The 24,460-nt window shown below is 35.9% G+C and carries 21 protein-coding genes; 11 read left to right on the top strand and 10 right to left on the bottom strand.

The features are described from left to right. Positions 1 to 96: 96 nt before the first annotated feature. Genes QWT87_RS12345 through pgi form a run of 6 tightly spaced genes read right to left on the bottom strand, consistent with a single transcriptional unit; the run spans position 97 to position 5,244 of the window. On the bottom strand, positions 97 to 1,467 hold the full coding sequence (locus tag QWT87_RS12345) for an exopolysaccharide biosynthesis polyprenyl glycosylphosphotransferase (protein WP_302716330.1): 1,371 nt from the start codon (positions 1,465 to 1,467) through the stop codon (positions 97 to 99). Positions 1,468 to 1,509: 42 nt separating this feature from the next. Then, positions 1,510 to 2,139: a 7-carboxy-7-deazaguanine synthase QueE gene (locus QWT87_RS12340; RefSeq protein WP_302716329.1), complete on the bottom strand. Its 630-nt coding sequence runs from the start codon at positions 2,137 to 2,139 to the stop codon at positions 1,510 to 1,512. A 7-nt stretch (positions 2,140 to 2,146) separates the two neighbouring features. Then, positions 2,147 to 3,031 carry a bifunctional 5,10-methylenetetrahydrofolate dehydrogenase/5,10-methenyltetrahydrofolate cyclohydrolase gene (locus tag QWT87_RS12335; protein ID WP_116096679.1) on the bottom strand — a complete coding sequence of 295 codons (885 nt, stop codon included), beginning with the start codon at positions 3,029 to 3,031 and terminating at the stop codon, positions 2,147 to 2,149. A gap of 30 nt (positions 3,032 to 3,061) precedes the next feature. Beyond that, complete coding sequence (locus QWT87_RS12330; RefSeq protein ID WP_116096680.1) at positions 3,062 to 3,352, bottom strand: type II toxin-antitoxin system RelE/ParE family toxin; 291 nt, start codon at positions 3,350 to 3,352, stop codon at positions 3,062 to 3,064. Beyond that, positions 3,342 to 3,560 carry a hypothetical protein gene (locus tag QWT87_RS12325; protein WP_087708215.1) on the bottom strand — a complete coding sequence of 73 codons (219 nt, stop codon included), beginning with the start codon at positions 3,558 to 3,560 and terminating at the stop codon, positions 3,342 to 3,344. The genes QWT87_RS12330 and QWT87_RS12325 overlap by 11 nt, the downstream gene beginning before the upstream one ends. A 43-nt stretch (positions 3,561 to 3,603) precedes the next feature. After that, positions 3,604 to 5,244 carry a glucose-6-phosphate isomerase gene (gene pgi / locus QWT87_RS12320; RefSeq protein WP_302716328.1) on the bottom strand — a complete coding sequence of 547 codons (1,641 nt, stop codon included), beginning with the start codon at positions 5,242 to 5,244 and terminating at the stop codon, positions 3,604 to 3,606. 205 nt (positions 5,245 to 5,449) lie between these two features. Between pgi and QWT87_RS12315 the strand changes: the two genes are divergently transcribed. Then, the gene (locus tag QWT87_RS12315) at positions 5,450 to 6,877 is read left to right on the top strand and encodes a glycoside hydrolase family 125 protein (RefSeq protein WP_302716342.1); all 1,428 of its coding nucleotides are present in this window, start codon (positions 5,450 to 5,452) and stop codon (positions 6,875 to 6,877) included. A 76-nt stretch (positions 6,878 to 6,953) separates the two neighbouring features. Here the strand turns inward: QWT87_RS12315 and QWT87_RS12310 are convergent, their stop codons facing one another. Beyond that, positions 6,954 to 7,862 (bottom strand): DUF4349 domain-containing protein, encoded by a 909-nt coding sequence (locus tag QWT87_RS12310; protein WP_302716327.1) that lies wholly within the window; start codon positions 7,860 to 7,862, stop codon positions 6,954 to 6,956. Positions 7,863 to 8,068: 206 nt separating this feature from the next. Here QWT87_RS12310 and QWT87_RS12305 point away from each other — a divergent pair, with 206 nt between their 5' ends. After that, the gene (locus tag QWT87_RS12305; RefSeq protein ID WP_302716326.1) at positions 8,069 to 9,427 is read left to right on the top strand and encodes an acyl-CoA dehydrogenase family protein; all 1,359 of its coding nucleotides are present in this window, start codon (positions 8,069 to 8,071) and stop codon (positions 9,425 to 9,427) included. A gap of 95 nt (positions 9,428 to 9,522) precedes the next feature. On the opposite strand, the gene QWT87_RS12300 is transcribed toward QWT87_RS12305, so the two are convergent. From QWT87_RS12300 to lon, 3 genes are all read right to left on the bottom strand, one after another. Then, a complete protein-coding gene (locus tag QWT87_RS12300; RefSeq protein WP_302716325.1) occupies positions 9,523 to 9,900 on the bottom strand; it encodes a DoxX family protein in 378 nt (125 codons plus the stop codon). A 96-nt stretch (positions 9,901 to 9,996) separates the two neighbouring features. Next, positions 9,997 to 11,109, bottom strand: coding sequence for an AI-2E family transporter (locus QWT87_RS12295; RefSeq protein WP_302716324.1), 1,113 nt, complete (start codon positions 11,107 to 11,109; stop codon positions 9,997 to 9,999). Between the two features lie 186 nt (positions 11,110 to 11,295). After that, on the bottom strand, positions 11,296 to 13,701 hold the full coding sequence (gene lon, locus QWT87_RS12290) for an endopeptidase La (RefSeq protein WP_302716323.1): 2,406 nt from the start codon (positions 13,699 to 13,701) through the stop codon (positions 11,296 to 11,298). Between the two features lie 259 nt (positions 13,702 to 13,960). Here lon and QWT87_RS12285 point away from each other — a divergent pair, with 259 nt between their 5' ends. The 9 genes from QWT87_RS12285 (at position 13,961) to serS (ending at position 24,375) form a co-directional block, all read left to right on the top strand. Then, positions 13,961 to 16,108, top strand: a complete 2,148-nt coding sequence (locus QWT87_RS12285; RefSeq protein ID WP_302716322.1) for a peptidylprolyl isomerase — start codon at positions 13,961 to 13,963, stop codon at positions 16,106 to 16,108. A 126-nt stretch (positions 16,109 to 16,234) separates the two neighbouring features. Continuing rightward, positions 16,235 to 17,185: an MlaD family protein gene (locus tag QWT87_RS12280; RefSeq protein WP_076393774.1), complete on the top strand. Its 951-nt coding sequence runs from the start codon at positions 16,235 to 16,237 to the stop codon at positions 17,183 to 17,185. A gap of 11 nt (positions 17,186 to 17,196) precedes the next feature. Beyond that, positions 17,197 to 18,534 carry a 4Fe-4S dicluster domain-containing protein gene (locus tag QWT87_RS12275; RefSeq protein ID WP_302716321.1) on the top strand — a complete coding sequence of 446 codons (1,338 nt, stop codon included), beginning with the start codon at positions 17,197 to 17,199 and terminating at the stop codon, positions 18,532 to 18,534. 84 nt (positions 18,535 to 18,618) lie between these two features. Then, on the top strand, positions 18,619 to 19,404 hold the full coding sequence (locus QWT87_RS12270) for a (Fe-S)-binding protein (RefSeq protein WP_302716320.1): 786 nt from the start codon (positions 18,619 to 18,621) through the stop codon (positions 19,402 to 19,404). A gap of 121 nt (positions 19,405 to 19,525) precedes the next feature. Next, positions 19,526 to 20,014, top strand: a complete 489-nt coding sequence (locus QWT87_RS12265) for a hypothetical protein (RefSeq protein WP_302716319.1) — start codon at positions 19,526 to 19,528, stop codon at positions 20,012 to 20,014. Between the two features lie 94 nt (positions 20,015 to 20,108). Beyond that, entirely contained in the window at positions 20,109 to 21,239 is a 1,131-nt protein-coding gene (locus QWT87_RS12260; protein WP_302716318.1) for a glycosyltransferase, read from the top strand. A 1-nt stretch (position 21,240) separates the two neighbouring features. After that, positions 21,241 to 22,497: an MATE family efflux transporter gene (locus QWT87_RS12255; protein ID WP_302716317.1), complete on the top strand. Its 1,257-nt coding sequence runs from the start codon at positions 21,241 to 21,243 to the stop codon at positions 22,495 to 22,497. 38 nt (positions 22,498 to 22,535) lie between these two features. Then, complete coding sequence (locus QWT87_RS12250) at positions 22,536 to 23,039, top strand: hypothetical protein (protein WP_302716316.1); 504 nt, start codon at positions 22,536 to 22,538, stop codon at positions 23,037 to 23,039. 67 nt (positions 23,040 to 23,106) lie between these two features. Then, on the top strand, positions 23,107 to 24,375 hold the full coding sequence (gene serS / locus QWT87_RS12245) for a serine--tRNA ligase (RefSeq protein WP_302716315.1): 1,269 nt from the start codon (positions 23,107 to 23,109) through the stop codon (positions 24,373 to 24,375). The last annotated feature ends 85 nt before the right edge of the window (positions 24,376 to 24,460 follow it).

Below are 24,460 nucleotides of genomic sequence, written 5' to 3'. Positions count from 1 at the left end.
TAGACTTTTTTTATTGAATTAATTGAAACTTAAGACCAAGACTGAAGTTCCGTTTTAATATTAAATTTAGTATATCATAATGTAGACCAAAAAATGTTATTTTGCATTTTTATCTCCGCCTAACACCAATAAAATCGTTTTTAAAATAATTACAAGATCCAGAACAAAACTCCAGTTTCTTACATAGAACGCATCTGCCAAAACCCTTTTGTTCATTTCCACTTCCACATCTCCGGCATCGCCGCGAAGCCCGTTTACCTGTGCAAGACCCGTTATTCCGGGACTTACCATGCTTCTTAAACTGTATCTTCCGATTTTAGGCTTGTAATAATCGTCTACAGCCAACATATGCGGTCGCGGTCCTACAATAGACATTTCACCTTTCAACACGTTCAGAAACTGTGGCATTTCATCAAGACTGGTTTTTCGTAAAAACTTCCCGATTTTGGTAATTCTGGAATCATTTTCCGAAGTAGTTTTAGTAGAAGATTCTTCATTTACAATCATCGTTCTGAATTTAATGCATCTGAAAACTTCTTCGTGGAAACCATATCTTTCCTGAATGAAAAAAACCGGACCTTTGGAAGATGAACGGATTAATATTGCAATGATCGGAAAAAGCCAGGAGCAGATTCCCACCAAAACAATTACTGAAAAAATAACATCGAAAGTTCTTTTCAGTAAAAAATTAGAATAATAATCCAAAGGATATTTTGCCTGATTGAGAATCGGCTGTGTCTGAATATACCCAATATCATACAGAAAAAAATTATTCTGAACAATACTCGGAATCAGGGAAATATGCACTTTGTTGGCTTCTGCTAATCTGAAAATCTCTCTTTCCTGTTTTTCGTTGTATATATTTTCAGTGGGAATAAATAAAGTATGAATTCCGTTTGTCTTCCAGAAATCAATAAGTTCCTCAGCATTGATTTCTGCATTTTGATAGTCGAAAATTTTATACCCGTAATCCCGTCTATCCTTTAAAATATTCTTTAAAACTTCCGTAGAGCTGTTTTCACTCAGGAACATAACATTTCTGTGATTGATTCCGAGACTTCTAAAGTATTTAATTCCAAAATAGATTAAAGATTTCGCAAGGAAAATAAAGAAAAACAGGTAAAACGAAAGCCAGTAAATATCTGAATTGAAAAATACATTATAACTTACTTTTCCGATGAGTAAAACGCCGAGAATAAACAGCAAAAAATGAATTAAAAGCCTTTCTAAAAATAAGGTATAAGTAAGGTTTCTCGGGATATTATAAATCTTTGTCCTGCCGCTGAGAAGCATCCAGAACAGAAATAATAACGCCAGAGAAAATAAATTCTGATACCAGGTTTCCTGATTGTATTTTAAGCTTTCATTTCTGCTCAGGAAAAAGAATATAAAAATAGATGCAATAACCATAAGGTCAAGCAAAACGATGATCGATTTCAGGTATCTGGAGTATCGAATTCTCTGCATCTATCGGCAATTACGGATACGAAAGGCTAAGTTACATATTTTTTATGGGATATTCAGGTACTTATGGGTCTGAACTGAAGCTCTCCATTCCGGATTTTCTAAAATAAAGTCAGTAATCTTAGGATACATTTCATCCCTTTTGCTCCATTCACTCTGAAGATACAGCGTACAGTTTTCCGATACTTTTGAAGCCTGTTCCTGAGCAAATTTAAAATCATTGTTATTGAAAACGATCACTTTAAGCTCATGCGCTTTGGTATAAATTTCTTCTTTCGGAAGGCCTGTTTTCTTTGGCGAAAGCGTAATCCAGTCGATTTGTCCGCTCATCGGATAAGCTCCCGAAGTTTCAATATGGATGGAACAGCCTAATTCTTTTAACTTTCCGGTTAAAATATCAAGATTCCACATCAAAGGTTCACCTCCTGTTAAAACGATTGTTTTACAATGTTTAGCTGCGGTTTCGGCAATGTCTGCCGCATTCATTAAAGGATGCAGATTCGGATCCCAGCTTTCTTTTACATCACACCAATGGCAACCGACATCGCAACCGCCTAATCTGATGAAATAGGCTGCTTTTCCGGTATGCGCTCCTTCTCCCTGAAGAGTGTAAAAATGCTCCATTACAGGGAGCATTTTACCTTCTTTTAATAATATTTCTTCTGTTAAATTCATTTTAAAATTAGTCGTTATAGACCGAAGTTTTATAAGCAATGATGGTGTTTTTCATCAGCATCGCTCTTGTCATAGGTCCTACTCCTCCCGGAACCGGCGTGATCCAGCTTGCTTTTGCTGCACAGCTGTCGAAATCTACGTCACCTGCCAAATAATATCCTTTCGGAGAATCGTCGTCTACTCTTGTAATACCAACGTCCACAATTACAGCTCCTTCTTTTATCATTTCACCTTTTAAGAAATGAGGATCGCCTAAAGCGGTAATTACTATGTCTGCTTTTTTTGTATATTCTTCAATGTCTTTTGTATAAGAGTGCGTCAAAGTTACCGTAGAATTTCCCGGGAAATCTTTTCTTCCCATTAAAATACTCATAGGTCTTCCTACAATTTTACTTCTTCCGATGATGACACAGTCTTTACCTTTTGTTTCAATATTGTATCTTTCCAGTAAGGTTAAAATTCCAAACGGTGTTGCCGGTAAAAACGTATCCATTTCCAATGCCATTTTCCCGAAATTTTCAGGGTGGAAACCGTCAACATCTTTTCTCGGGTCGATTGCGTTGATGATTTTTTCCTGATCAATCTGTTTTGGTAAAGGCAACTGAACAATAAATCCGTCCACTGCTTTAGATTTGTTTAATTCGTCGATTTTTTCCAATAATTCAGATTCTGAAACGGTGCTTGGAAATTTAATTAAGCTTGATTGAAATCCGACCTCTTCACAATCTTTCACCTTTGCATTTACATAAGCCTTACTTGCTCCGTTGTTCCCCACAAGAATGGCTACCAAATGCGGCGCTCTTCTCTTGTTGGCAAGAATTTTTTCTACTTCAGCCTTAATTTCCTGTTTTATTTCTTTGGATACTTTTAATCCGTCAAGAATTTGTGCCATTTTTACTTTATTACTTTTTATTAGATTTTTTTATGGATATTTTTCCGGATTTTGGTGGGTGCAGAAAACGGAGAGAATATTTACGATTTTTTCTTTTTCATCTACATCAAATAAAACTAAATAAGGCAGTTTCTTTAAAGGAATTGCTCTTACATCTTTATATTTTACTGCGAAAAAAGGATTTATTTGCAAAGATTTATAAGCGTCCAATAATTTTTTCTTAAAACTCTTAGCTGCAGATTGAGATTGCATTTTATAATATTTAATGGCATCATCAATATTATTGTTTGCAATTGGAGAAACCAAAATTTTAAATGCCATACTTTTCGGAAATTCTCTTTAACGATTCGAATGCATCTACCGATTGTGATCTGTCTTGTTTTAAAGCTTCATCAATCACCCTTTTCATTTCATCCGTCAGCTCAAAATCATCCTCATTTTTTTCAAAGCTGATTTTCATTTTTTTCAAAAGATTTTCCATTAAAGTTTCTTCTTCTTTATTTTTAAGATGGATGGTAATGGTACTCATATCTCTGTATTTTTAATCAAAATTAATGAAAATCAGCAATAATTTATTTGTTTGCTTTATAATAATTAATCAATCCGTTGGTTGACGAATCGTGAGAATTAATCGTCTCATTATTTTCAAGTTCCGGTAAAATTTTATTCGCTAAAACTTTTCCTAATTCAACACCGAACTGGTCGAAACTGAAAATATTCCAAATCACCCCCTGAACGAAAATTTTATGCTCATACAATGCAATTAACTGTCCTAATGAAAAAGGAGTTAATTCGTTGAATAATATTGAGTTAGTTGGAGTGTTTCCGTGGAAGACTTTATAGTTTAACAAAAAATCAATTTCCTCATCAGATTTTCCTGAAGCTTTTAATTCTGCTTCTACTTCTTCTTCCGTTTTTCCGAAGGCAAGTGCTTCTGTCTGAGCGAAAAAGTTAGCCAGTAATTTATCCTGATGATCGGAAACTTTATTAGGACTTTTTGCGTACGCAATAAAATCAGCAGGAATCAGTTCTGTCCCCTGATGAATCAATTGATAGAAAGCGTGTTGTCCGTTTGTTCCCGGTTCTCCCCAAATGATCGGTCCTGTTTCATATTCTACAAATTCTCCGTTTCTGTCCACACATTTTCCGTTGCTTTCCATATCTCCCTGCTGGAAATAAGCAGGAAAACGGTCTAAATACTGAGAATATGGAAGAATCGCATGAGTAGTTGCTGCATAGAAATTTCTGTACCAGATTCCGATCAGTCCCATTAAAACAGGAATATTTTCCCCGAAATCTGCCGTCTGAAAATGTTGGTCTGTATCGTAAGCTCCTCTTAATAATTGTTCAAAATTTTCATAACCCACTGCAAGAACAATACTTAAGCCGATTGCACTCCAAAGCGAATATCTTCCGCCAACCCAATCCCAGAATTCGAAGATATTTTCTTCTGCAATGCCGAAGTCTTTAACTGCCTGTACGTTAGTGGATAAAGCGACAAAATGTTTTGCCACATCTTCCTGTTTTCCCGCTTTTAAGAACCAGTCTTTGGCTGAATTGGCATTCGTCATTGTTTCCTGAGTGGTAAATGTCTTAGAAGCAATGATAAATAATGTGGTTTCAGGATTTAAAGTTTTCACAGTTTCCGCCAGATGATTTCCGTCTACATTGGAAACAAAATGAACGTTTAACCTTGTTTTAAAATGCTTCAAAGCCGAAACGACCATCACAGGTCCCAAGTCTGAACCTCCGATTCCGATGTTCACCACATCTGTAATTTCTTTTCCTGTAAAACCTTTGTGATCCCCTGAAATAATACTTTCGGAAAAAGATTTCATATGATCCAGCACTCTTTTGATCTGAGGCTTGATATTTTCGCCGTCAACCAGAATTTCTTTGTCTGAAAAATCTCTCAAAGCAGTGTGCAAAACTGCTCTTCCTTCCGTTTCGTTAATTTTATCTCCCGAAAACATTTTGGAAATCGCATCTTTCAATTCACATTCTTCCGCAAGATTTAAAAGGAGGTTTTTCGTTTTGGAATCGATTAAATTTTTAGAATAATCAAACAAAAAATTAGGTCTTTTGATTGAAAATTCATTGAAACGATTCGGATTATACTGAAAAAGGCTTCTTAAATCGAAATCATTATTCGCAAATTGTTCGTCAAGTGCTTTCCAGCTATTGGTTTGAATAGGATTTATTTTTGATAGCATATCTTTAGAAATTAAGGTTTTGTGACTTCGGATTCAGGATTGTTGAATTCCAAATCCTCATGTAAAATTATTGATTTGCAAATTTACGGAATTTTAGTTCAATCATATTAATGGATGATTAAAAATCAAATGTATGTTGAGTAACAAATGAATTTTTTAAAATTTAAAATGCTTATTTTTAGGCATAATATTTCATGACATCATGCTGAACAGAAGAAATTTTATTAAAAAGTCATCGTTGGGAGTAGGATTTTTCGCATTGCCTGTTTCTGCAAGATTTTTGTTTGCAAACGATTATGTTTCTAAAAGACCTCCTGTCAATGAACGAAAATTTACTTCAGAAGCTGTTGAGAAAACCATCAAGACCATCAAAAAATCAATTGCTGATGAAGAATTGGCGTGGATGTTTGAAAACTGTTTTCCGAATACTTTAGATACCACGGTAAAATTTTACCAGAAAAACAATAAACCTTACACGTATGTGATCACAGGAGATATTGATGCGATGTGGCTTCGTGATTCTTCGGCGCAGGTTTATCCGTATTTAAGTCTTGCCAATGAAGATGAAAAACTGAAAAATCTTCTAAAAGGCGTCATTAACAAGCAGGTTGAATGCGTTCTTCTTGACCCTTATGCGAACGCGTTTTTCGATAATTCAGGCAAAATAAGCGAATGGAAAGACGATTCAACGCAAATGAAACCCGGAATTCATGAAAGAAAATGGGAGATCGATTCACTTTGCTATGTTATGAGATTATCTTACAACTATTGGAAAATAACAGGAGATTCTTCCATTTTTGATTCCGACTGGAAAAAAGCGATGCTTTTAATTTTGCAGACTTTTAAAGAACAGCAGCGAAAAGATTCAAAAGGACCATATAAATTTCAGCGATCTAACGGAAATCCTCTGGACACACAATTTGCCGGAGGTTATGGAAATCCTACAAAGAAAGTGGGGCTGATTCATTCGATGTTCAGACCTTCGGACGATGCGACTTTTTATCCTTTTTTAATTTCTTCCAATATGTTTGCGGTGGTTTCTTTGAGGGAGACTGCGGAAATTTTTTCTGAAATTTTTAAAGATGAAAATACCGCCGCTCAGTTTAAAAATTTAGCTAAAGAAGTGGATGAAGCCATTCAGAAATATGCAGTTTTAAATCATCCGGAAGCTGGGAAAATTTATGCCTTGGAAATCGATGGTTTCGGAAATGCTTTATTTATGGATGATGCCAATGTCCCGAATTTATTATCCATTCCGTATTTGGGTTACAGATCCAAAGAAGACGAAATCTATAAAAATACCCGAAAATTTTCTTTAAGTAAAGCAAATCCGTGGTTTAGCGAGGGTAAATTTGCCAAAGGAATTGGCGGACCGCACATCGGAGAGCATAAAATCTGGCCTTTGGGTTTGATTATGCAGGCTTTGACAACGGATGATAACGAAGAAATTGTTTCCTGCTTAAAAATGCTGAAAGCCACTCATGCCGGAACCGGATTTATCCACGAATCTTTTGATATAGATAATCCGAAAGATTTTACAAGATCGTGGTTTGCGTGGGCAAATACATTATTCGGAGAATTGATTCTTCATCTCCATACAACAAAACCGGAAATTCTGAAAAGAAAGTTTTAAACATAAAAAACCTCCGGATTTGCCGAAGGTTTATTGTAAAATTTAAAATATATATAGATAACCGAAGTTAGGATCGCTAAATTTCTGTGGTAGGCTGTTTTTTAGCAGGTTTTCTTTTTCTTACGAAATAAAAAACTGTAATTCCTATTAATACAATTGGCCAGACTGTGATGAGTCCTACTACAATTTTCTGGATCAGATAATATCCTTCCACGAAAGCTGATTTTGCGCTGTACAGAAAATCAAATTTGTACTTATCGTCTATGCTTTGTGTGTTGGTAACAGCAATTTCTGCGACTCTTATTTTGGGTTCTTTGATGTAAATATCAACGGTGCTGTATTTCAGCATATCGGTCATATTCATGCTTTCCAGTTTCTGGCTGTTTCCTTCCTTCATATTTTCATCGCTCATGGTTACTTTGTCTTTATTTACTTTCATCTGAGCAATATTGTCGGTTGTTTTTTTGTTTCGCTGAGCTTCCAAAGCAGAATATTTAATATTTGCCGTTACATCTTCCGCATGAATCGATCTTGCATTCAGGAACAGTTTTTTATTGTTAATTAAAGTCAGCAGCTCGCCCAGTTTTTCTGTGGGAACTCTTACCTGCATGGTGTTTTCAGTCTGATATTTTTTTATCAGCATTGCCTGTTCGTCTGATGTGTTGTAAGTTTCTTCAGAAACCACGTTGCTTTTCAGGTCGCTGTGCGTTACGAAGCCTCCCAATTCCTGAACGGATTTTTCAATGGAAATGGTCGCGTCATAGACATCTTTCACTTCCATATTTACATCTGCTGTTTTAATGAATTGCTTGTCTTTTACCTTCATGGTTGCCACAGAAGAAACACTGTCTGAAGATATTGCTATTGCTGAATCAGCAGATGCATATTTTTCAAGATTTTCGGAAGAAACTTCTCCTTTTTTGCATGAATAAATTCCCAGTAAAAGTGCTGTTGCGATGCTTAGTCTGATGTGCTTCGTTTTCATAGATATAGATTTTTAATGTTTTGTTTATCCCAAAGTTCAGACAGAATCGTTTGTAATATTTGAAAATAAAAAGTAAAAATTCTGTAAAGAAAAATTCCATTTTAATTATTTGAAATTCAGTATTTTGTAAATTATTAACGATTTGGCTACCTCATTTTCGGAGTAATTTTTGCTGTTCTTTTACAAATCAAACACAACATTTTATTATGTCAAATACTTTTTCCAAAATCAGAAACGCCATAGAATTATTCAGATCCATAGATTTTGATCAGTTAAGTGCTATTTCTCAGAAGGTAAATCTTCCCAAGCTGATGGAAAATTTCTCCAAATTAGACGATAAACAGCTTAACGGAATGATGAAAATGCTCGATCCTCACAAAAAGAAAAAAGAACTTCCTGATATTGACGGCGATTTCTACGACATCTATCACACATTAAGTCCTGAACAGCGGGAAATTCAGTTAAAAGTGAGAGCATTCATGGAAAAAGAAGTAAAACCGCTTGTTAATCACTATTGGTTGCGTGATGAATTTCCTCATGAATTAATCCCAAAATTTCAAAAACTGAATATCTGCGGAGTGACTTACGAAGGGTACGGCTGTCCCGGAATGCCTTTTCTAATGGAAGGTGTTATTGCGATGGAAATGGCTAGAATTGATGCTTCTATTGCTACTTTTTTCGGAGTGCAGTCCGGTTTGTCGATGGGTTCCATATATATCTGCGGTTCCGAAGAGCAAAAACAGAAATGGCTTCCACAGATGCAGAAGTTTGAAAAAATCGGAGCCTTTGGATTAACAGAACCTGAAGTTGGTTCCGGAGCAGCGGGAGGATTAACGGTAACCTGCAAAAAAACATCTGAAGGCTGGATTCTGAACGGACAGAAAAAATGGATCGGAAATGCAACGTTTGCGGATTTAATTATTATCTGGGCAAGAGATCTTGATGATGGAGAAGTGAAAGGATTTATTGTTGAAAAAGACAATCCGGGGTATTCCGTTGAGAAAATCAAAGGAAAAATGGCGTTGAGAATTGTTCAGAATGGTTTGATTACGCTGAAAGATTGTTTGGTGACAGAAGAAAACAGGCTGCAGAATGCCAATTCCTTTAAAGATACCGCAAAAGTTTTGCAAATGACGAGAGCCGGAGTTGCATGGATGGCTACAGGATGCGCAAGAGGAGCGTATGAAAGTGCGTTGGATTACACAAGAAAAAGAGAGCAGTTCGGAAAACCGATTGCTTCCTTCCAGATGATTCAGGGACATTTAGTAGAGATGCTTTCTAATCTTACGGCAATGCAGACGATGGTTTTCAGGCTTTCTGAAATGCAGGATGAAGGAATTTTAAAAGATGAACACGCCTCTCTCGCAAAAGTTTTCTGTACCATGAGAACCAGAGATATTGTTTCCAGAGCGCGCGAAGTGATGGGCGGAAACGGAATTCTGCTCGAATATAATGTCGCAAGATTTGTAGCCGATGCGGAGGCGATTTATTCTTACGAAGGAACAAAAGAAATCAATTCCCTTATCGTAGGAAGATCAATTACAGGTTTCAGCGCATTTGTATGATGATGTAAAAGAGAATGGTGAATGGTCAATTCGCATTGCTTGTCAATTTTAAAATTCACTTGCGAAGCAAAATTCACAATTGACCCTTCAATCTTTTATTTCACTAAGGTTTTATATTTTTCTTTATTGTCGATAATTATCCAGAGATTGATCAGAAAAAGAACTCCGGCAATTGACATTCCCATGGGAGATTTATCTAAGGTAAAGATATGACAGACAATTCCGATCATTACCGGAAGAATAATAATGGCGCCCAAAGCTCTCGTTTTAGGAAAAATAAAAAGCAGTCCGCCGATAATTTCAACTACTCCTGTAAGCGGCATCAGCCAACTGATTTCTCCAAATGCGGCAAAAAGTTTCATTTGTTCGGGAGTTGGTTTTTCCATCGGCATATAATTGAAGAATTTGTTTAATCCGGCATTAATGAACATCAATCCGAAAAGAAGGGAAAGGATAAATTTTACGATTTTCATGTTATGATTTTTTATTAAAGTTAAATAAAAATATAATCGGCTGATTAAAAGGATATGAAAGATTGATAACTCAGTTGAAACTATAATTGTATTTTATCAATCCATTTCCTTTAAAGTAATGTTCTTGGAGATTTTATAGGTTTTCTTCTTTTTATCAGGTTTTTCTTCTTCACCCAACAATTTTCCCCAAGGCTGAAGTCCCTGAACTCTTTCGAAAATTATTTTAATGATGGCAATTGCCGGAATACAAAGAAACATCCCCGCAATTCCCCACAAATGTTCTCCGATAAGAATTCCGATAAATGAAAATAATGCATTGATTTTTACTTTGGAACCCACCACAAATGGCAGAACAATATTTCCGTCTACAACATGAACCGCAATATAGCCGATTGCCACATAAATACAGGTAGATGGAGTAGAGGTTGCGAAAGCGATAAAACATGAAATCAAAAGACTGATGCAGATTCCCAGATACGGAATTACATTTAACAAGCCCGTAAGAACTCCTAAAAGAATGGCGTATTTTACTCCCAGAATCGTAAGAACAATAGAAGTAAGGACGGAAACGATTAAAATCTGAAGACACAATCCGATAATGTACTTTTTGGTCATCACTCTTACTTCGCCTACCACTTCTTGAACGCTGGCTTTATGTTTTTCATTAAAAACGGTAATAATAAAGTTATTTAAAACTCTTCTGTAATTCAAAATGAAGATAAAAAACAGAATAAAAAACACAAAAAATCCTAAACTCGAGGAAAAAATCCCAAAAGTAAAGCCCAGAATAACGCCGGATGAAGAAAGAAGTTTATTCAGTCCCTGATCAATATAGTTAAGCTGCTCATCTATTTTTACGTGAAAAGTTCTGGAAACCCAGTGCTGAATGTCTTCCGCAACCGAGGTGAACTGCTTTTTAAGGTGTGGAATATCTTTACTGAAATCCGAAAGCTGTGATCCGAAAAAGTAAATTAATCCCGTTAAAATGAACAGCATCATTAAAACAGATGCAATGGTCGACATCGATCTTGTAAATCTTAATCTTTTCTCCAGAAAATTGGCAACCGGCAGAAACAGCATCGCCATTAAAAATGCCAGAAAAAACGGAGCTAAAATACTCTGTCCCAAAGCAAGAAGATATCCCAATCCAATGATGGAAATAATAACCAGCGTGAGTTTTACAAGAAAAGGAAGTCGAAGTAAATTCATGGTGTGAAAATCTGTTCTATAAAAATAATAAAAACCGTTCGAGTTAAGTGCTTTAACCTTTAAATCTTTTTCAACTCATTAGAAAAATGTATGCCATTTAATAAGGCTGTTTACCTTTAGTAAAAAAACAATAAAAAACACATCTCAAATCTGAGACGTGTTTTTTCTTTAAATGATAAGTCTGAATTATTTTTCCAGTGCAATTTCGATTACCTCTTCCATTCTGTTTACATAATGTACATTCAGGTTTTTCAGATAATCTTTTTTAATTTCTTCCACATCTTTTCTGTTGGCTTCACAAAGAATAACCTCTTTAATTCCTGCTCTTGTTGCTGCCAGAAGTTTTTCTTTAATTCCACCTACAGGAAGAACTTTTCCTCTTAAAGTAATCTCTCCTGTCATGGCAAGATGAGGTTTTACCTTTTTATTTTTAAAAGAAGAAACCATAGAAGTCAGCATCGCAATTCCCGCAGAAGGGCCGTCTTTTGGTGTTGCACCTTCCGGAACGTGAACGTGGATGTTTTTCTTTTCGATATCATCCTGAGAAATTCCCAGTTCGTCATGTTTCGCTTTAATATATTCCAGCGCAATGGTCGCAGATTCTTTCATCACGGTTCCTAAATTTCCGGTCATGGATAATGATCCTTTTCCGTTACTTAAAATGCTTTCAATGAATAAAATATCTCCACCGACACTTGTCCACGCAAGACCCGTCACAACTCCCGGAACTCCTGTGATTTCCGACAGGCTTTTCGGTCTAGGAACACCTAAAATTTCATCTACTTTTTCGATGGAGATTTTAGGATCGTAATCTTTAACCAAAGCCGTCTGCAAAGCTACCCAACGCGCGATTCCTGCAATTCTTTTTTCCAAAGATCTTACGCCGCTTTCCGAAGTGTGCGCTTCGATAATATGTTTTAATTCAGCATTTCCGAGTTTAAAAGATTTAGCATCCAAACCGTTTTCTTCCTGCTGTTTTTTAATTAAATGTCTTTTGGCGATTTCAATTTTTTCCTCCAAAGTATAGCCTGCAATCTGAATGATTTCAGTCCTGTCTAACAAAGGAGTCTGAATGGTAGATAATGAATTTGCCGTTGCAATGAACATTACTTTAGACAAATCATACCCCATTTCTAAGAAATTATCGTAGAAAGACTTATTTTGCTCAGGATCAAGAACTTCTAAAAGTGCCGAACTTGGATCACCATGCAATCCCTGTCCGATTTTATCCATTTCATCCAAAACAATCACCGGATTGGAAGTTCCGGATTTCTTAATAGACTGAAGAATTCTTCCCGCCATTGCACCAATGTAGGTTTTTCTGTGACCACGGATTTCACTTTCATCGTGAAGACCACCCAAAGAAAGTCTTACGTATTTTCTTCCCAGTGCATCTGCAACAGATTTTCCCAGTGACGTTTTACCAACTCCGGGAGGTCCTACAAGCAAAAGAATAGGGGATTTCATGTTGTTTTTAAGCTTTAAAACAGCCATATGTTCCAGAATTCTTTTCTTGATATCTTCTAAACCGAAATGGGCTTTATCTAAAATTTTCTCCGCTTTGGCAATATCAAAAACATCTTTGGTGTACGTTTCCCAAGGAAGGTCTGTGAAAAAATCCAGGTAATTTCTCTGAACATTATAATCCGGCGAATTAGGATTCTGACGCTGCAAACGGTTGATTTCCTTCTGGAAATGTTCTTCTACTTCATCGCTCCATTTTTTTTCTCTCGCCTTTTTAATAAGATCCTCTACATCACCTTCTGTACCGCCTCCCAATTCTTCCTGAATCGTTCTGATCTGCTGGTTCAGGAAATATTCTCTCTGCTGTTTATCAAGATCCTTCGAAGTTTTCTGATGAATCTGGTTTCGTAATTCAAGCTTTCTGAAATCCTCATGCATCATCTCGTAGCACTTGTTGGCTCTTTCCATCAGGTTCTTTTCTTCCAGAAGCTTTTGCTTGTCAGAAGACGGGAAGTTAGCATTGGTGCAGATAAAATTCAGGAGATCATCATTGTTGTTGATGTTTTTTATCGCAAAATTCGCAGCATTCGGAATGTTCGGATCCAGCTCAATGATTTTCAGGGCAAGATCTTTTACATTTTCCAGTAAAGCTTCGTATTCTTCCTTGTTTTTAGGCTTAGAATCCTTTAATTTTGATATTTCTGCTTTAAAATAAGGCTGTTTTTCAACCACTTTCTTAATTTTGAATCGGTGGAAACCTTTCGTAATCGCAGTAATATTTCCTTCCGGAAGTTTAATGATTTTAATAATCTTTGCTAAAGTCCCAATCTGGTATAAATCTTTTTCGGCAGGCTGTTCAAGATCTGAATTTTTTTGGCTTACGATTCCTATAAAATCGCCATTTTTCTGCGCTTCTTCCAGTAATTGGATGGACGCTTTTCTTCCCGCAGTAATTGGGATCACAACGTTGGGGAACATCACCATATTTCTTACAGGAAGGATCGGGAATATCTTTTGCTCCGAATTTTGTTCTGTTTCCGCAAGGTCATCAATGTTGATTTCCTGAGCTACAATATCAAATCCGTCGCTTATCATATCTTCTAAACTAATATCTTCAAATTCTGTCATAGTAAATCGAATGACAAATTGTCATTATCGTTTTAATTCGTTAACGTGAAATTTCATAATATGTTTTGAAAAGGCAGTCCATATTATGTGTGCTTAAAATGCACAAGACTTATGCCATTTGTTTTTTACTAAAAAATACGGTCAAAATTTCCTTTTTTATAAAAATTAAATTTTAAAAATTAAAATAAAGGTCTTGTATTTCCGTAATTTCTTAAAAATGTGTATTTTCGCAAACTGATAAAAAACTATAATTTATATAATGGCAATTTTAGGACAAATTAGGAGTAGACCTTGGCTTTTGATGGGAGTAATTGCACTGGCGCTTTTGGCGTTCCTTGTAAACCCCGACAGTATCGATAAGGTTTTTGGTAAAAATCCTGATGTTTTAGGAAAAGTGAATGGTGAGAAAATTACCCGTGAAGAGTTTAACGATCAACTTTTCGTACTGCAACAACAGGCTGAACAGCAAGGTCAACCAAAAAATGGTCTTGAAGAGCAGGCTTGGCAATTGCTTGTGCAATCGAAGCTGATTAAACAGCAATTCGAGAAAATGGGCTTCGAAATGACGGACGATTACTTCTGGAACCAGATCCAGTACGATCAGATGTTTGCACAGCAGAAGCAGTTTTTTGATGAAAAAGGTAATTTCAAGACGCAGGAGCTTAAAAAACAAATCGAAGATATGAAAGCTGCTTCGCCGGAAGGTTACAACCAGTGGTTGAAAACCAGAAAATCAATCGAATACAGATTGATGGCGAGACAGGTATTTGCTAATGTTTCTACAGGAATCACGACAGGTAAAAAAGAAGCTGAAGAGTTGATGAGAGAAAGAGATCAGTTAGCGGATATCGATTTCGTAAAAGTAGATTATGCAGCTTATCTTCAAAAAAACAACATCAAAGTTACCACTGAAGATTTAGCAAATTATATCAAGCAGCATCCGGTAATGTTCAAGGCGGAAGAAAGCAGAAATATCGGAATTGTATATTTCCCTTCTCAGCCAAGTCCTGCAGATGATGCGGCGGCTCAGAAAGAAATTAATAAATTATTCTCTGTAGGAAGCGATGCAAGCGGAGGTTCTGAAAACTTCCAGAATACAAAGAACGACTCTATGTTTATCATGGCGAATTCTGATATGCCTTTCAATCCACAGTATCTGAAGCCAAACCAATTGCCTCAGACGATTCAGGCTCAGCTTCCGACAGCAGCGATCGGTCAGACTTTTGGTCCGTACAAAGAGCAGAATTTTTATGTAGTTTCTAAACTTTTAGATAAAAAGACTTCAGATTCTACATTATCAAGACATATTCTGATCGCTTTCAAAGGAAGTCCTGCGGGAGAAGGTGTTACAAGATCCAAAGAACAGGCTAAAAAGTTAGCAGATTCTATCGGAGCGATTGTAAAAGCTAATCCGGGGAAATTTACAGAATTCCTAAAATTGTCAAACGATCCAAGTTCTGCTGCACAAGGCGGGAGCTTAGGATGGACAACTCCTGAAACGCCTTTCGTTCCTGAGTTCTTAAAATATCTGTCTGAAAACCCTAAAGGTGCGACAGGTGTTGTAGAAACACAGTTCGGATATCATATCATCAATATTGAAGATAAAAAACCGGGAGCAATGGCTTACAAAGTGGCAAACTTGGTAAAAGCAATTAAACCTTCTGATGCTACGGAAGCAGAAGTAAACAAAAAAGCAAGCAGATTCGTTCAGCAGGTTCAGGGGAAATCTTTCAACGATTTCGTGAATATTGCTAAAAAAGCAAACTACCAGTTCTCTAATCCTAAACAGGCGAAGAGATTCGACGGACAGCTTCAGGGATTAGGAACAGACAAAGATCCGGAAATCCTTGCATGGGCTTTTGACAAGAAAAGAGAAAAAGGAGATACTGAATTGTTTACAGTAGACGGAACAGGAGATAAAATTGTAGTTTACTTAAACGGTAAGCAGGAAAAAGGAACTGCAGATCCTGAATCTGTTAGAGATCAGATTGAAGTAGTGGTTAAAAATAAACTGGCTGCAAAACAGATTTCAGAGAAAATCGCGAAAGCAGGAAATTTAGATCAGATCGCTAAGCAGTTCGGAACTACTAAACAATCTGCGCAGGTTAACTTATTAAATCCTTCAGTAGCAGGTTCTATGGAGCCAAAAGTTGCCGGAGCTGCATTCGGAGTGAAGAAAGGAAAGCTTTCTAAGCCGGTTGAAGGAGGAACAGGAGTTTATGTTCTTATCAAAAAGAATGAGATCACAAACAAACAGCCCGGAGATCTTAAACAGTTTACAGAATCTGTTACCCAGAGAAACGGCGGAATGTTCGGGCAGGCTTGGTTAAAGAGCTTACAGGACAATTCGGATATCGAAGATTACAGAATCGAGATCTGGAACAAGCTAGGTTCTCAGCAACAATAAAAATAATTTTTCAGATAGATAAAAAGCGGCAAAGTTTTTGCCGCTTTTTTTGTGTGTAACGCAGAGCAATAGAGAAAAACATTCATTTAAATGTAGTATATTTGCTCATTAGAAAAAATTTAGCAAGTGAAGTTCAGTAAAGAATTAAAAGCTGGTGTAATCGCACTATTGGCCATTGTCGGCTTTGTGGTGCTTTTTCAATTTATGAAAGGCAGAAGCCTTTTTACTACCGATAATATATTTTACGCACAATATGATAATGTCGAGGGATTGGCACAATCTTCCCCTGTTTCCATTAATGGATTAAAGGTAGGACAGGTTGATAAAATCATTCCTCATACATCTAAGGACGGTAAAATCGATTTTCTTGTAAAAATTACGGTTGATAACAATTTTGAGTTTTCAAAAAATTCAACATTGGAAATTTTTGAACCGAGCTTAATGGGAGGAAAAGAAATGAGAATTAACCTGATGTATGGTGGGCCAACCGCAAAAGACGGAGATACTTTAAGGGGAGCATTTAAACTGGGAACTTTAGGAAGCCTTTCATCACAGGTAGGTCCTGTTAAAGATCAATTACAGGTTGTTTTACACAGAGTAGACTCTCTGATGACGAATGCCAATCAGCTTGTAGATGCGCAAAACAGACAGGAAATTAAATTATTACTTGCTAATCTTAACAAAACCGTTGCCGCTTTACAGACTACGGCAGGAAGCGTAAATTCCTTAGTGGGTCACAATGATCCTAAACTTCAGAAAGTATTGGATGATGCAAGTCTTACGATGCAGAGCGGAAAAGTTACTTTGGATAAGTACGGAAATTTAGCAGAAAGCATCGATACTAAAAAACTGAATGCTACCATCGCTAATTTAGATGCAACAGTAGGACAGTTAAATAATGTGGTTTCAGGAATCGACAGAGGGGAAGGAAGTTTAGGGAAAATTATGAAAGACGATCAGCTTTACAACAATCTGAATGCCGCTTCAAACAATCTTAATTCTTTGATCGAAGATTTGAAAGCGCACCCAAAAAAATACGTTAACTTCTCCGTTTTCGGAAAAAATAATAAAGACTAATTTTTTAAACCATGCATTATATCCCTAATATTATTTTTCTGATTTTATTAATTGCAGGTTTTGGACTTTTTGTAAAAAGTCTGCAGAAGATATATAGAAACATCAGATTAGGACGTGAGATCAATCGCAGCGACAGAAGAGGAGAAAGATGGGCAACAATGGCAACTGTTGCAATGGGGCAGAGTAAGATGACAAAACGTCCTATAGCCGGAATTTTACACCTTTTTGTGTATGTAGGCTTCATCATCATCAATATCGAACTTATCGAAATTGTGGTGGATGGAATCTTTGGAACACACAGATTTTTATCAACCATTTTAGGAAGCACCGTTTATGGTTTCTTTACCGCTACTTTAGAAGTTTTGGCAGTTTTAGTGGTAATTGGCGTTGTTGTATTTTTTATCCGTAGAAATTTTTACGGAGTAAAAAGATTAACGATGAAAGAGCTTTTAGGCTGGCCAAAAGAAGATGCAAACTGGATTCTGATTATCGAATTTGCTTTGATGATGGCTTTCTTTACCATGAACGCTTCAGACTTTATTCTCCAGTCAAATGGTTACGATCATTTTGTAAAAGTAGGATCTTTCCCGATCAGCGAAATGATTTTCGTTCCGTTTCTTCAGGTTTTCAGTTTTGATAACGGATTCTTATTCGGGGTTGAAAGAGCAGCTTGGTGGTTCCATTTTGTAGGGATTTTATTCTTTATGAATTATCTTTATTATTCAAAACATTTACACATCATTCTTGCTTTTCCGAGCACTTGGTATGCAAACCTTGAAGAGAAAGGAAAATTCAATAATCTTGAATCTGTAACGAAAGAAATTAAACTGATGATGGATCCGAATGCAGATCCTTACGCAGCTCCGGCAGAAGGAGAGGCAGAAACGCCTGCAAAATTCGGAGCAGAAGATATTTTCGATCTTAATCAGGTTCAGCTGTTAAATGCCTATTCATGTACAGAATGCGGTCGTTGTACTGCAGTTTGTCCGGCAAATATTACCGGCAAAAAATTGTCTCCGAGAGCCATTTTAATGAAGACAAGAGACCGTCTTGAAGAAGTCGGCAAAAACATTGATAAAAACGGAAAGTTTGTAGACGACGGAAAAAAACTGTTTAACGACTACATCACCAAAGAAGAATTATGGGCTTGTACAACCTGTAACGCATGTACAGAAGCTTGTCCTGTATTGTTAGATCCTCTTTCTATCATTTTCGAAATGAGAAGATTCCTTGTTATGGAGCAATCTGCTGCACCGCAGGAACTGAATCTTATGATGACGAATGTAGAAAACAACGCTGCACCGTGGCAATACAATCAGGCAGACCGTCTGAATTGGGCAAAAGACTAATTAATGTAACAATCTAAAATGTAACGATGTAGCAATCTTTTCATTGAAAACTGTTACATTGTGATATTGATAAACTGATATAAAATGGATTTCAATATAAAAACAATGGCAGAATATGCTGCCGAAGGAAAATCGCCTGAAGTTTTATTTTGGGTAGGTTGTGCCGGAAGTTTCGACGACCGTGCTAAAAAAATCACGAAAGCATTTTGCAAAATTTTAAATAAAATAGGCGTTGAATTCGCGGTACTTGGACAGGAAGAAAGCTGTACAGGAGATCCCGCAAAACGTGCCGGAAATGAGTTCGTTTTCCAGATGATGGCTTTAACCAATATCGAAATTCTGAACGCTTACGAAGTAAAAAGAATCGTTACGGCTTGTCCGCACTGCTTTAATACGCTTAAAAATGAATATCCGAATTTAGGAGGGAACTATGAAGTAATGCATCACACTCAGTTCCTTAAAAAATTAATGGAAGAAGGGCGCTTGAAAATTGAAGGCGGCGCATTCAGCGGTAAAAAGATTACCTTCCATGATCCTTGTTATCTGGGAAGAGCCAATGAAGAATATGAAGCGCCGAGACTTTTACTGGAAAAACTGGATGCCGAACTGGTAGAAATGAAACGTTGCAAGACCAGTGGTCTTTGCTGTGGAGCAGGAGGAGCACAAATGTTTAAAGAACCTGAAAAAGGAAAAAAAGACATCAATATCGAAAGAACTGAAGAAGCTCTGTCTTTCGAGCCTAAAGTGATTGCAACAGGATGTCCTTTCTGTAATACGATGATGACGGACGGTGTGAAACACTTCAATAAAAATGATGAAGTTGCCGTGAAAGATATTGTAGAACTTTTAGCGGAAGCTGAAGATTTGTAAGAATATTTCTAAAAATATAAGACTCAGGATTTTTCCTGAGTTTTTTGTTTGGTGAGAATTCCACCTTGTCGGATTATGGTGTGAAGAAAAAATTGTAATTTTACCTTTTAAATTGATCAAAATGAAGATTGAAGAATCTAATATTGTAGAAGCAAACGACTACAGAGTAATAATATATCCTGCCTCAAGACCTTTTGAAACAAAAGAAGCCAAACAGATCACAGAGAAACTTTTTGATTTTCTGGCTACTTGGGCAGCACACGGAAAACCGCTTTCATCGTCTTTTAAAATTGAAAAAAATCAGTTTATCATCATTTGTGTGGATGAAGAGAAAGAAATGGCTTCCGGATGCAGTATCGATGCGCTTGGGAAAGTAATGAGAGAAATTGATGAAGAATATCAATTGGGATTATTCGACAGAATGAAAGCCAGTTTCATAGAAAACGGAGAAGTAAAAACTTTAAAGCTGAATGATTTTAAATCAAAAGTAAGAAACGGAGAAATTGCTAAAGACATTCAGGTTTTTGATTTTTCTAAAAATACCTATCTCGAATTTGTAGGGAATTTTCTTTTGCCATTCGATAGAAGTTGGGCGGCTGGAATTAAATAAAAGTTCATTAGCATTAATAAAATAGAAAGTGGAGCTCCTCCACTTTTTTTGCTTTGTGTATATTTTATAACTTTTGGAAACTGATTGAAAAAGGATGCATAAAATACTATTCTTAACAACCGCTCACCGTTATGATGATGACAGAATTTTCTATCATCAGGCAAAAGCTTTGCTTAATGACGGAAATCAGGTTAAAATTTGCAGTCTTTCTTCAGAATTTAAAGGGATTATCGATGGTATTGAAATAGAGTCTTATTCCATCTTAGAAAAAAGTATAGAAGAGAAGAGAAAAGCTTTTGAGAAAGTTTGCAATTCTTTTCAGCCGGATTGTATTATTTGTTCTGAGCCTTTGGCGGTGATTACAGCTAAAAAGTTCCAAAAAGGCAAAAAAATCAGTATTGCATATGATATAACGGAGTGGTATCCATCGATGAGGATGGTAGAGAATTTTTCCTTTCCTTTAAATATCCTCCACGCTTTTAAATTCTTTTTAATTCAGTTATATGCAGGATTTTTGAGTACTTATTTTATTTTTGGAGAGGATACCAAAAAATTTCCTCTAGCTTATTTTTTTCCTTTTAAAATAGCAATTGTTTTGCCTTATTATCCGGATGAAATTTACATCCATCAGAATATTAAAAAACTAGATCCCAGTAAAATCACACTTTGTTATACCGGTCAGTTTTCAGAAGAAAAAGGCATCGGAAATTTTTTCCTCGCTGTGGATTGTTTAAGAAAGAAAAAACCTGAACTTGAGATTTCAATTCTTTTAATTGGAGGTTTAAGAAAAGAAAAAGATGAACAATACTTCTCAGAGCAGCTTAAAAAATATCAGTTTGAACATATTAAAATAGAGAAATCTGCTTCATTCGAAACTTTTACAGAAGCGTATTCCGAAGCCGATATTTGTTTTGATCTTCGAACGATGAATTCTGAAAATCATCATTGTCTGCCAATAAAAATATTTTATTATTTGGCATCGGGAAAGCCTGTAATTTATACAGATCTTAAAGCCATACGCAAACATATGAATGTTTCAGAATTTGGTTTTCTGGTTAATCCTGAAGATTCTGATGCTATTGCGAATAGTATTCTTACTTATATTAATAATCCTGAATTATATTCGCTTCATGCAAAAAATGCAAGATTGGCTTATGAACAAAAATATAACTGGAATATCATTAAAAGTTTATTCTTAAACTTCATCAAAACTTCAACAAAATAAGATGAAGCAAAATACGATTCTTAAAACCTTTGCATCAAGGTTTTTAATTTTGATATTAAATTTCGGATTAGTCATTTACTCTACAAATATGTGGGGGAGTGAAGGAAAAGGCTTCATTTCTTTAGTAATCGCAGATCTTACGGTCATCAGTTTTTTTGCGAATATTTTTGTAGGAAGCAGTATGAGCTATTTCGCTTCAAAGTTTAAAACAGAGGAAATTTTACCGTTTGCTTATTTATGGTCGGTTTTAGTTGGGATTTTAGTTCCTTTAATCTTTAGATTTAACAATGCTTCGGCATATTTTGGGTATCTGATTATGCTCTCTGTCTTATCATCCATTTTGGCTGCAAATGTAAATTTATTTGTAGGTCAGCAAAATATCAGAATGTTCAATATATATACGGCATTACAGCAGATTGTACATATTATTTTTATTCTGATTATAGTTTATCTGATTAAAATAACCTCAGTAGATGCTTATTTTTTGGCACAAATAGGGAGTTTTGGCATTCTGTTGTTAGGAAGTAGTTTTCAGGTTTTTAAAACTTGCGACTTAAAACGAATTTCATTCTCTAAAAAAATTGGCGGGAAATTATTCAATTATGGTTGGAAAACTCAGCTTAGCGCTTTCTTACAATTTTTAAATAACAGACTATCCTTTTATTTTCTCGAATATTTCAAAGGAGTAGTAAGTGTGGGAATTTTCTCTGTTGGAATAGCATTTTCTGAAGCAATATGGACGGTAAGCAGAAGTTTATCGGTGGTTCTTTATTCGGATGTTTTAAATAACAGTAATGCAGACGAAGCTATAGAAAAGACCAAAGTTTCTTTAAAAATTAGTTTTTTAGTTACATTATCATTTATTTTAGCCATGTTGCTTATTCCTGGGCAGTTATATTCCATGATTTTTGGAAAAGATTTCAGTCAGACCAAAGAAATTATCCTTTTTCTCTCTCCGGGGATTCTGGCAATTGCGGTAAGCAATATTATTGGTCATTATTTTGCGGGTATCAATAAATTAAGAATTTTAAATGTAAAATCTTTAATAGGACTTGTTTTCACAATAATTTCTTCTTTTTGCATCATTCCCAAATGGGGAATTCGTGGTGCATGTATTATTACTTCTGTCTCATATTGTATTTCTTCCGGGATTCTATTCTGGAGATTTTATCAGATGACAGAATTTCGTTTTCAGGATTTTATTCTTTCAAAAGCTGAAATTAATTTGCTTTTAAATAAATTCTTAAAGAAAAAATAAAAGTTCTAAATAAAAATAAGTTTTTATCTTTGTTGGAAATGAGAAATATTGTTTTTGGATTTCTGGTTATTTTTTGTGCCTTTCTGAGCTGCAGAACGGATGATGAAGATTTGCAGAAAATCGATCAGATTTTGAATGTTTATATGAAAAACGGAGCGGGACGAGATCTGTTTCATGCTAAAAAAGATCAGACCTATTTTACGTACTCTCTGAACGATGTTAATGGATCTAAAGATGTTTCTCCGGTAAGCAGTACTTTGCGGGCAACGGCAGATTCCACCCTTTTTATTGAATATATTGCAGGAGCCAAAAGAGTAGGGCTGGATACGCTGGATCCGAATAACAAGACCTATCAGTCGGTAATTACGGTTTCACTGGTGAAGAGACTTAACAATACGATTCTTGATACCATTAATGAAAGGCTTAGAATTCAGTATCGCATGACGCCTTCGGTTTTTGAGGTCTCGAAAGTCTATTACAACGACACTTTAAGGTTTACAAAAACACCGGGTTCCCCGAATGTTGTTACTATCGTAAAATAATTTTATACATTTGCAAAACTGTTGACATTCTGATGTTCAACATTCTAATAACTAACATCTAAATAAAATGTTACAAGTCAATTTTTTGCGCGACAATAAAGAGCGCGTTTTAGAAGGTCTTAAGAAAAGACAATTCAAGAATCTTGAGTTGGTAGACGAGGCTATTGCTACCGACGAAGAAAGAAAAAAAATTCAGTTTGAATTGGATTCCCAACTTTCAGAAATCAATAAAATCTCCAAAGAAATCGGACTTTTAATGAAAGAAGGAAAAAAAGAAGAAGCAGAATCCGCAAAATCTAAAACAGCACAGTACAAAGAGTCGACGTCGGAATTGAAAGCTCAGTTAGATGTAAAAGAAAAAGCATTACTGGATATTTTGTATCAATTGCCGAACATTCCTCATGAAAAAGTAAAAAATGGTGCTTCTGCAGATGATAACGAAATTATCTATCAGTCTCACGATGTGGAAGGTCTGGGTGAGGGAGCAATTCCTCACTGGGAACTGGCAAAAAAATACAATCTTATCGATTTTGAATTGGGCGTAAAAATTGCCGGAGCAGGTTTTCCGGTATATTTAGGAAAAGGCGCAAGATTGCAGAGAGCTTTGGTTCAGTATTTTTTAGATAAAAATGTTGAGAAAGGATATATGGAAGTAAATCCTCCTCACGTTGTAAATGAAGCTTCTGGATACGGAACAGGACAGTTGCCGGATAAAGAAGGACAGATGTATCATATCGGATTAGATGATTTATATCTGATTCCTACCGCAGAAGTTCCTGTAACGAATCTCTATCGCGATGTATTATTTGAAGAAAAAGATCTTCCGGTTAAAAATACAGCCTTCTCTCAATGCTACAGAAGAGAAGCGGGAAGTTACGGATCACATGTAAGAGGTTTAAACCGTCTTCACCAGTTTGAAAAAGTTGAGATCGTAAGAATTGAAAAACCGGAAAATTCTTATGAAGTTTTAGAAGAAATGGTAGAACACATCGAAGAAATTTTAAGCGATCTTGAATTGCCATACCGTGTTTTAAGACTTTGTGGAGGAGACACAGGTTTTGCTTCTGCTATGACGTATGATTTCGAAGTTTGGAGTGCAGCTCAGGAAAAATGGCTTGAAGTAAGTTCCGTTTCCAATTTTGAAACCTTCCAGGCAAACAGACTGAAATGCCGATATAAAGCAGACGGAAAGTCTCAGTTGGTTCACACCCTGAACGGTTCTGCAATGGCATTGCCAAGAATTATGGCTGCTTTACTGGAAAATAATCAGACAGAGGAAGGAATTAAACTTCCGAAGAAAGTCGCTGAATATGCGAAGTTTGATTTTATCAGCTAAATAAAATTTTGTCTATATACAATAAAAACCACTGTTTTTCAGTGGTTTTTTATTTGGTTTATCTAAACGATTTCATTTGAAATTA

Source organism: Chryseobacterium urinae (assembly GCF_030518295.1).
GTDB classification, from domain to species: Bacteria; Bacteroidota; Bacteroidia; order Flavobacteriales; family Weeksellaceae; genus Chryseobacterium; species Chryseobacterium mucoviscidosis.
The sequence above is the reverse complement of the archived record's forward strand: the minus strand, read 5'-3'. Positions and strand labels throughout refer to the sequence as shown.